Source organism: Kaarinaea lacus, from assembly GCF_975902315.1.
In genome coordinates this window covers 1-7,731 of sequence record NZ_CDLKIE010000440.1, presented here as the reverse complement: position 1 = coordinate 7,731, position 7,731 = coordinate 1, and the positions used below count along the sequence as shown (strand labels likewise).

Genomic DNA, 7,731 nt, shown 5'->3' with positions numbered 1-7,731 from the left:
TTGAGACCTCGCGATTCTGGCTGTATATCCTGGTTGCCAGGTGGTCAATTGGCTCAATTAATTTGTCAATCCCCAACTCTGACTGCATGTTCTTGGCAGCTTCATACATTTTTTGCACGTCGTCACGAATACTACTCATACCCAATGCATATACACGGATTTGATTCAGTGGTCGCTCCAGGTAACCGACAACGTTGTGGGTGTAAGGTGAAGGCTTGGAAATAGCGATGTTACCGGGTAGCTCCAGCTTGCGAACTTCGTCCTGGTTAAAAAATCGAAACTCCCTTTCGGTTTGTAGCTCCACAGTTTCGTGCAAATTGTTAACACGAAAGATTTCTCCCATATAACGGCAGTTGGGTTTAATCGCGCCGATGGGATAAACTTCGTTGAGACTGCGAAAGATTCCGCGAATGCTGGGGTCTTTAACTTCTCGCACCAGAATATCGGGCGAGTTCATATTGATGCGCAGGATGTGCGTCCAGTGAGTTTCGCTTTCCAGGGTAACCAGATAATGATACGGAGTCATCATTGACAGTTCCGCAATGTAGTCGATGGCATTCCCAGGATCGACTGTCATCATAATTGCGTCTACTTCCGCAATCAGGTCTGTCAGACCCACGCGATCGCGCTCTTCCAGCAGTTTGCCCAGGTAATCTTCAAAGAAAGCAGAATTCTCTTTATCCCCATGACGTTTAAAATCAATTGACCGACCTAACATATGTGCATCCTGTTCGAAAAATTGGTGAAGTGTTTAAGGCGTAGCAACCGGCTGATTTGCTTCGCCGACTGGTTTTTTCCTGAGTTTACGAGTAGTAATTTTCTTTCCGGGCTTACTCGACCGGCGTTTAGGCGCCACTTCGAGCACGCTAAAATAAGTATTCGCAAAAACTGCATGAAAATTTGCGATATCAAGTTGCAGTGCATCCATGAATTTATGTAACTCTTTTGAACTTAGCGCCGACACGTTCGTGGTTTCAATAACGCGAATGATCCGATTGAGGTAGCGTATAGGTGCAAGGTGCCGCGGCAATTTTTGAGTGGAGTTCTGTAACTCCAATAGACAATGCAGTATCGCGCGTGGAAAATCCTTATGCTGCAATATAAATTTCAAAATATTGCCACGGCTCACCGCAGTCTGCACTTCCTGCCGGTAGCTTTGATAACCCGACAAGGACTTTAGTACATTCATCCACAACACGTAATCATAGGGCGTAATATCTACCTGGTCTTCGTCAAGAAAGGTTTCCACGGTCATAGTGTCCAGGATGCGGCTGGTCATATCGGCACGTTCCAGGTTGCGGCCAATACGCACAAAATGGTAAGCATAATTATGCGTCATGGTGCCTGCCAATAGACCTGTAAGCTGTTGCACGCTACCGATGAGCAAGGCCAGAAACTCATAACGATTACGACGGGAAAGTGCAGTGGGTAACTCAGATTTGGTATTTAAATACAATTCATTGAGCTGTTCCCAACCTTCTCGGGGAAGAATACCGCGGATGGTTCGGGCATTATCTCTTGCATAACTGAGCGAATTAATCAGCGAACCTGGATTTCGCGTATCTGCCAACAGGAACTTCATGATATTACGTTCCAGGTCGTCATTATGTAATTCGTTAAATAATTTTTTACTGCCGGTAATCTGTACCAGCGAATGCCAACCTATAGAAGTGTTGCGTGGCAAATCGAGCAGCAGATTCGTATACACGTTGATGATCCGTGCAATATTTTCCGCACGTTCCGCGTAACGTGCCATCCAGTAAACTCGTTCAGCAACTCGAGATAACATAAAAACTATCTATCCTGTCGGTCCGAAAACATACAAAATACTACATACCCTTAGCGCAGGACTGCCATTAATGCACTTTATTGATGCAGCCATTCTTCCTCAATTATTGTTAGTAAACCCTGTTACCAAACTGGAATTGGATAATAAAAAGTTCCGATACAAACGCATTGTTCTACATCAAAACCTGACGCTATTTTGTATCAATAATCCAGGTATCCTTACTCCCTCCCCCCTGGGAGGAGTTCACGACTGTCGATCCTTTTTTCAATGCCACCCGTGTCAAACCACCCATGGTGACATAGACATCCTTGCTGCTGAGAATAAAAGGTCTCAAATCTAGATGACGTGGTTCAGCCGTGGTGTTAATCAAGGTTGGCGTGGTTGACAGCGTCAGCATAGGCTGCGCAATGTAATTACGAGGATCCTTCTTGATCAGTTTGGCAAATTGCTCCCGCTCGTCCTTGCTGGCATGAGGGCCGATCAACATACCATAACCACCCGATTCGTTTGCTGGTTTCACCACTAACTTATTTAAATTTTTCAACACATAATCGCGTTGTTTCTTCTCGAAACATAAATAGGTAGGTACGTTGGGCAACAGCGCTTCCTCACCCAGATAATATTCGATCATCTGGGGCACATAGGCATAAACCACCTTGTCGTCAGCGACACCAGCGCCCGGCGCATTGGCTAACGCAACGTTGCCTTTTTTCCAGGCTCGCATTAGCCCCCGCACACCCAGTGCGGATTCGGGATTAAACACTTCAGGATCGAGAAACCAGTCATCAATACGTCGGTAGATGACATCGACTCGCTCAAGACCTTCTACAGTACGCATATACACACAATCGTCGTCGCCGACGATTAAATCGGAGCCCTCCACCAGCTCGGCACCCATTTCCTGGGCGAGGTAAGAATGCTCGAAGTACGCAGAGTTGTAGATACCCGGCGTCAGTACAACGATTTCAGGATTATCAATCTTGCGTGGCGACAAAGCTCTAAGGCAATCATAAAGTTTGGATGTATAGTCATCGACGGGCTGGATGTCATAATGTTCGAACAATTCCGGGTATACCCGCTTCATTACCTGGCGATTTTCCAGCATATAGGAAACACCGGAAGGTACGCGAAGGTTGTCTTCCAGCACATAAACCGTACCGTCCGCATCCCGCACCAGGTCGGAGCCACAAATATGCGCCCAGACATTCAGTGGTGGCTTAACACCAACACATTGTTTGCGAAAGTTTTTTGATTTGGCCAGGATTTCACTGGGGAAAACACCGTCTTTGATTATTTTCTGTTTGTGGTAAATGTCATTGATAAACAGATTTAACGCCCGGACTCGTTGCTTAAGGCCCTTCTCTATTCGGTGCCATTCCTCTTTGGTGATGATTCTCGGGATAATATCAAATGGCCAGGCCCGGTCGATATTGCCTTCCTCTTCGGAGTACACCGTAAAGGTGATACCCATCGTCTGGATGGCAAGTTCCGAGGCCGTGCGACGATCAACTAACTCGTCGTCCTTCATGGAACTGAAATAACGACACAAGGGACGCGCCCAATTCCTGGGACGTCCAGCCGATTGAATGAGCTCGTCATAGAGCCCTGTCGTTTTGTAATCCTTCCAGCGTATGGCCATACACTAAATCCGAATCAATTTGTCTGTCCACACTAAATATTGAGTGGTATATTAATTTGAGTTGCGAATTATTGCTTTGTAATAACGCACCAATATTGAGCTTATGCACAATTATGTTGCGCTTAACAATCTATATATCTTGATTACAACAATCACAATTTGTTCACGATTACGAGCAAAAAACCGTTATGAGTTATTGCCTTAGCATAAAACTGAATACCGGTATCGTGTTTGCTTCGGACTCCCGCACCAGTGCGGGTGTCGACAACATTAGTAGCTACAGCAAAATGCATACCTTCGTTACCAATGACGACCGCTACCTTATGTTGCTCAGCGTCGGTAATCTGGGGACGACACAGGCTGTCGTCAATACACTCCGACGAGACCTAGAGTATCCCAAAGCTAAAAAAAACTTAAATACTTTCGATTATCTTTTTGATGCAGCGCATTATGTTGGGCAAATAAGCTGCGAGGTGCAAAAAACACATTGCGATTCCAATGGGCAAAACGGTACCAGCATGGAAGCCAGCTTCATTTTAGGCGGGCAAATCAAAGGTAGGGATCACGATACTTTATTCATTTATCCTGAAGGAAACTACATTAGTGCATCGGCATCACAGCCCTACCTGCAAATTGGTGAAGCAAAATACGGCAAACCCATTCTGGACCGGTTTGTAACCAGTGAAACCACATTGGAAGACGGAGCTCGCTGCGCACTGATATCTCTGGACTCAACAATGCGCAGTAATTTATCAGTGGGGCCGCCATTTGAAGTCGCTATTTATCAAAAAGATGCTTTGAAACTGTTCAAACACAAGGTCTATGATCCCCGGTCTCCCTTTTTTGAGGAAATAGAGTCCACCTGGCGGGAAGGATTGAATCGTCTGTTTCACGAACTGCCCCGTTTTGACTGGGAATAATGATTCCTATGAGATGCCTGAGCTTTTTTGTATTGAGAAGGCAAGTCGCAACCATTCATCCTCAAAACCATCCCATAAACTTTCCTCCGGTAACGAGGTATGGCTGACCGGGTATTCTCTTATCTCTTTGTGGCAGGATAAATGATTAATAAAGGCATATACGGTTTCTGCGGGTACCACGGCGTCCTCTAGTCCTACACCAATAACCGCATCGGACTCAATGAGTGGCGCAAAATTCATCGTGTCAAAATAACTCAATACTTGCATGACCTGCTGTTCCTTTTCAGGAAACATTTTGAGGTAGGTATTAATCTCGGCGCCGGAACCCTGGCTAACCAGTTTTCTGCGCCCTTCAGCCCAGGCAAATGTCGGTACCGCTGCAACCAGAAGATCAGCGCTGTGAGTTAACGCTGCAGCCATTGCGGCCAGTGCCCCGCCAAAGCTTTTTCCATACAACACGGTTGCTTGCTGATTTTCTGTCAATAGTTCGTTCGCTACCTGAATACCCCGGATGTAATCACAAACAGCACCACGTAATATACTGGATTGTTCAGATTCAATACCTGTGAGTATGTAGCCATGCGGGGATAATTGAGAGACAGCATTTCTGCTTTTACCGAAGCCACGAATATCAATCCCAAATACGCTCGCCCCTTGTCTTGCCCATGACCATACCACTTCACACTGCCCCATATAGCCATGCGTATATACAATAAGGGGACCGGCATTATCGGGTGGTGATAACAGGTAACCGTGAACCACAGCATTATCCAGCGATTGATATGTTACTTTTTGTAGCAACAAACCATCGTCAGTTTCTTCCTTTTCTGAAACACTAATCTCAACAGGTAAACTTTCTAATTGATCCAGGGTTTCTGTCCAAAAGGGGAGAAAATCGTCAGTCCGGGTTAAGGATGGACAAATATCTTTTACAGAAGCTGATAATGTCACTATGTTTGAAATGCTCTATTAAGGTGCAAAATACATATTACGTGTAGGTCTTTGTGCAAAAACGCACAAACAGGCCTTTAGTAGCATCAATAGAATCAATAACTTATGCGCTAAATACACTGGCCACATTTTTGCAATTGGTTTTTGCAATTGTATGTTAAATCCAAATCAATATAGCTATTTTGTGATGTGAAGTAAATGAACAGTCTACAAGCTTTGAAACAACTGCCCTATTGGGAAGGAGTCTCTAATCTCACGCTTGATAAACTCTGCAATGAAGCCGAGTTAGTTCGCTTTGATGAAGGGTCGATCATCACTGAGCAATTCAAATCGGCATCAGATTTTTTTCTTCTGTGTAACGGTAGTGTCGATCACTACGTGACTTTACTCGATGAAACACAACAGCCCCTGCCTGTAGGCAGGCTGGATACTGCATGGAGTGCGATTGGCTGGTCAGGTATTTTCGAACCACATCGATATACCACCCAGGTACGGTCTTCAGCACCTTCAACTTTGCTGCGCTGGAATTACACCGCATTAAATGGATTAATTGAGCGTCATCCGGAAATTTCCCGTGGCTTGTTAAGCGTGGTTGCTGAAACCAGCAAAAATTTACTGGAACAATCGCGTAACCTGTTACACGGTCTTCCAGAGAATAAAATTTCTGAAGAACTAGCTGTTCAGCCCGGCCAAAAGAAGCTTAAGCTTAAGCTTAATCCGGACTCCGCGATTAAATATTTGAACTCTTCAAACTTGTTCCGAGAGCTTTCACTCCATGACCTGAAATACCTTGCTGATTATTGCTGGCTACAACGATACTCAAAAGATGAAACAGTTTATCTGGAGAATGAATTAGCCGCTGATGTATTAATGTTAGTAAAGGGAAAGATAAATCTTTACTATACGGAAGAATCAAATGAGAAAACCGAAGTGGAATCTCACAAGGTATTCGTACGTTCCTTATCCCAGCCCGGACAGATAGTTAGCTGGGCGTCACTGACGAGATCACAACGCCAGGATATCACCGCAGTTGCAGAAGAAGGTGCTTCTTTATGTTGTATTCCAGCATCGATCATAAATCAGTATTGCAGCCAAAAAACCAGATTTGCTATCGATTTACATAAAAAACTGCTGCATATTATTGGTAGCCGTCTACGTGCGACCCGTGCTTTATTAATCAACCAATATACCGGCAGCGAATACAATACTATTACTTCCTTGCTGCATAATTTAGGGCCACAACTTGCCATCAATTCTCCGCTGCATAAAGTACCCTATCTATTAAAAACCCGTGTCACGCAGGAAGACGCATTTCATTATCTCGATCGCGCACAACAGGAAAGTAATCAACTTGAAAATAATGTTGCCAGTTTATGCAGCGATATATTATTAGAAACACGAAGAGAATGTGATTTTTACAAAGGACTGAAAGCAATTTACCAGATGGTGACAACTGCCAGGATAAGCGAAGACCCACAATCAATCAGAAATTTGAGCGCCGCTGAATTCGCCAAAGTATTCGCCAATACGCGCTACATCATTCAGGGAGAACAGCACCTGCCGGAAACCGGTGGTCATATTTTTATATTAAATCACCTGGTCAGTCATCCTTACCACAAACTACCCAATGAATTCGAGTTTTCACTGGATACTCATTTCATTAGCTCAATGATTTTATATAAAAAATATGGTGACAGCGGAATACGTGTTGTCCGTAAAAATCGCGCGGCAGAATATGGCCACGAATCTTATTACCAGCGGCTAGGGCATATTTATGTTTATACGAAGGAGTCGCAGCCTGTTAACAGCACAGGAGACAATGCAAACTGGAGAGATGATTTTTTTAGCGAAGCATCAGAATACCTGCAACAGGGTAATAACATAATCATGTGTCCGGAAGGTACTAGCCATTGGTCCAAAGATTCGCCAGGCCCATTCAAGAGCGGCGCTTTCAGGCTCGCAGCCATGCAAAATACAGAAACACTGGTCGTGCCGATTGTGGTAGCCAATTTTGATAAACCATTGAGCGAGGCTGTAGTTACTGCAATTATTAAACAACCAATCAAGGTTTGCGATGTCATCGATCCAGAAGACCCTCATGCAATGAACACATTTTTATCCAGCTTGCGTTTAAAATACAAAACATACCTGACAGAAGCACAGTATCTGGCAAGAAAATACTAGCAAATCACGACTACTCGTCCATGAAGTGTTGCGCACAGCTTGATGAGTGACAGAAATGTTCCATATCATAGTAGAGCATGACAAATACCCTTCTTCAATCTTGTCTTGATTAGTCTACCTGCTCGTCGAGCATATATTATGCACAACTAAAAGCAGTGAAGGCTTCTGCATTATCGATATAGAACACGTAAACAAACCGCACAGATTATGCCTGTGATATTTCCTTTACCTGTTTAGCCTGTTCTGCC

At 44.4% G+C, this 7,731-nt stretch carries 5 protein-coding genes and 1 pseudogene; 2 read left to right on the top strand and 4 right to left on the bottom strand.

Translation table 11 applies throughout. From position 1 onward, the window contains the following. The 3 genes and pseudogenes from ACWVCM_RS13755 to ACWVCM_RS13745 form a co-directional block, all read right to left on the bottom strand. Positions 1-718 (bottom strand): annotated as a pseudogene (locus ACWVCM_RS13755) (hypothetical protein); the annotation flags it as partial. Between the two features lie 33 nt (positions 719-751). After that, a complete protein-coding gene (locus ACWVCM_RS13750) occupies positions 752-1,789 on the bottom strand; it encodes an alpha-E domain-containing protein (RefSeq protein WP_455202334.1) in 1,038 nt (345 codons plus the stop codon). A gap of 190 nt (positions 1,790-1,979) precedes the next feature. After that, positions 1,980-3,428 (bottom strand): circularly permuted type 2 ATP-grasp protein, encoded by a 1,449-nt coding sequence (locus tag ACWVCM_RS13745; protein WP_455202333.1) that lies wholly within the window; start codon positions 3,426-3,428, stop codon positions 1,980-1,982. 188 nt (positions 3,429-3,616) lie between these two features. On the opposite strand from ACWVCM_RS13745, the gene ACWVCM_RS13740 reads away from it, so the two are divergent. Continuing rightward, the gene (locus ACWVCM_RS13740; protein ID WP_455202332.1) at positions 3,617-4,348 is read left to right on the top strand and encodes a hypothetical protein; all 732 of its coding nucleotides are present in this window, start codon (positions 3,617-3,619) and stop codon (positions 4,346-4,348) included. 6 nt (positions 4,349-4,354) lie between these two features. Here the strand turns inward: ACWVCM_RS13740 and ACWVCM_RS13735 are convergent, their stop codons facing one another. After that, a complete protein-coding gene (locus tag ACWVCM_RS13735; RefSeq protein ID WP_455202331.1) occupies positions 4,355-5,299 on the bottom strand; it encodes an acetylxylan esterase in 945 nt (314 codons plus the stop codon). A gap of 198 nt (positions 5,300-5,497) precedes the next feature. On the opposite strand from ACWVCM_RS13735, the gene ACWVCM_RS13730 reads away from it, so the two are divergent. Beyond that, on the top strand, positions 5,498-7,483 hold the full coding sequence (locus ACWVCM_RS13730) for a cyclic nucleotide-binding domain-containing protein (protein WP_455202330.1): 1,986 nt from the start codon (positions 5,498-5,500) through the stop codon (positions 7,481-7,483). Positions 7,484-7,731: the final 248 nt, after the last annotated feature.

Bases quoted from the DNA above. Each gene is read 5' to 3' on its own strand.
- ACWVCM_RS13750 (WP_455202334.1), bottom strand. From the start codon at position 1,789: ATGTTATCTCGAGTTGCTGAACGAGTTTACTGGATGGCACGTTACGCG.
- ACWVCM_RS13745 (WP_455202333.1), bottom strand. From the start codon at position 3,428: ATGGCCATACGCTGGAAGGATTACAAAACGACAGGGCTCTATGACGAG.
- ACWVCM_RS13740 (WP_455202332.1), top strand. From the start codon at position 3,617: ATGAGTTATTGCCTTAGCATAAAACTGAATACCGGTATCGTGTTTGCT.
- ACWVCM_RS13730 (WP_455202330.1), top strand. From the start codon at position 5,498: ATGAACAGTCTACAAGCTTTGAAACAACTGCCCTATTGGGAAGGAGTC.